We start from the raw sequence: 2,032 nt of genomic DNA, 5'->3' as shown, positions 1-2,032 counted from the left end.
TTACTCACCCGTCCGCCGCTCGACGTCTGATAGCAAGCTATCTCCGTTTCCGCTCGACTTGCATGTGTTAGGCCTGCCGCCAGCGTTCAATCTGAGCCATGATCAAACTCTTCAATTAAAGTTTTTTGTTTTACTCACTAACTCAACTAAGAGCGTGAGCAAAACGGCTCAATGAATTATACTGTTTTTCACAAACCCGAAAGTTTATGAAGTTTACATATTGCTATGGTCACTCAGTGGTTCATCGAGTTAAATTTTTGATTGCTTCCTAAGAAGCAATTTCGAATAACTCAACACCTGTGAGTGTCCACACAGATTTCTTGTTTCAACTTGTTAAAGAGCGTTAGCATCAATCTTTCAGATGCTGCCGTTAGACGCTAGGTCGTTGGCTTGAGGAGGCGTATTCTACACGCTCCGTGGTTGGCGTCAAGCGCTTATTTTAAGAAGTTTTTCAAGCGATGATTTCTTAATCACTAATGTGAAAATCAATCAAAACCCGAAGCCCTTAAAGCGCTTATCACCTGAGTCTAATTCCGAAGAAGTTAAACCCTCCAACACCGCTGCAAGTCCCGTCCTATCTAACCTTTCGACTAGTTAGTTGGCCTGCTGTGCCGTGTCAGTGGGAGCGAATTATAGGGAGTTTTAGGCAGAGCACAAGCGCTAATTACTGAATAATAGATGTTTTTATCAAATAGGCACTTAAGAACAGCTTACACACCAGCTGCGCACAGAGTTACCCACAACTAACACATATAAAGCACGACTGATGCTGATTTAGCCCCCATACGCATCAGTCACGTCATGTATTCACCGACCACATTAACGGTTGAAATCCAATCAATTAAAGCTGTTCAATAGGTCAGATGCTGAAACTTATACGATCAAAGCGGTTGTCCAATCAGGTTTACAAGCTTCATATTGATATCGGTAATAACAAATATCGGCCTGGCAACTAAAACGAGCCTGCTACAAGAGCGTCAAATGATAGGTAATAAGCAGAAACATACCGTGTTTTATGAAGGAATAGTTTAGGAGCAAGAGTTAAAATCTAGAACCATAGAATACAATCGTGCCGAAGCCCTCTCGTGTGGCGCTCTAGACGGAAGATTTTTCGTATAAATGTAAGATCAAAATGTCTGTTTTCGAAGCGAGGGCAACCGTCATGGTAATTGTAGATCCAGTAACAAGCATTAACGAGAGTCAAGATTGGCTAACCAGCCGTTATGCAAAGATAAGCGGTAACCAAAGATCAACATCTACCTATCTAATAAAAGGAAGCAGACAAAACAGATAGGACACCAGTCATGGCCAGCTTCGAATATAAGTAGAAAACAGAGAAAAACTATAAACCCTGACCGCCATAATGACGGGTATGCTGCATTTAGTTAAAGAAGAGTGCATGACTATATGGATTTAGGGGATAAAAACAGAGCTAAGCACGACTGAATGGATTCAGGAGGTAAAGTAACGCATGGAACAGTTACCGAGGATGCTAGAGCCAAGGATGCAATTAATAACCTCTCCTCTAAAGCGCTAAATTCTCGCTGAGCGATCACATCCTTATACCGATTTGTATTATCCCCTTTTACATACAGCTTGAACTTCGTAACCAGCCCTCCTCTGTAGGAGCGTGCTTTAGCCGCGAAGCTTTCTTAAGATCGAAGGCACCTGTCATGGTCAGCTAAGAAACTAGATAGAAACTATAGACCCTGACCGCCATGGATGGCGGAAATGCCGTTAAAGTCGCTACGGGCTGCATGTGAAGTAGGCATTCATGCCTACCTAAGTGGGGAAGTCACCTGGCTACATTGAAATTGAGCATGAGCTACAGGGCCTGAAACTTAAAATAGCCCAAACGCAAAAAAGCCACCTTATTCAGGTGGCTTCGTCACTTAATTAGGCGCCTGGAAATGACCTACTCTCACATGGGGAGACCCCACACTACCATCGGCGCGATTGCGTTTCACTTCTGAGTTCGAGATGGGATCAGGTGGGGCCACAATGCTATGGTTTCCAGACTAATTTGGTAAAA

The 2,032-nt window shown here is 43.3% G+C and carries 2 rRNA genes; both read right to left on the bottom strand.

The features are described 5' to 3' along the window. A 16S ribosomal RNA gene (locus EKG38_RS24670) occupies positions 1-118 on the bottom strand; the annotation flags it as partial. Between the two features lie 1,784 nt (positions 119-1,902). After that, positions 1,903-2,018 (bottom strand): 5S ribosomal RNA (gene rrf, locus EKG38_RS24665). Positions 2,019-2,032 lie beyond the last annotated feature (14 nt).

The organism is Shewanella canadensis (assembly GCF_003966225.1).
GTDB lineage: Bacteria > Pseudomonadota > Gammaproteobacteria > Enterobacterales > Shewanellaceae > Shewanella > Shewanella canadensis.
The sequence above is the reverse complement of the archived record's forward strand: the minus strand, read 5'-3'. Positions and strand labels throughout refer to the sequence as shown.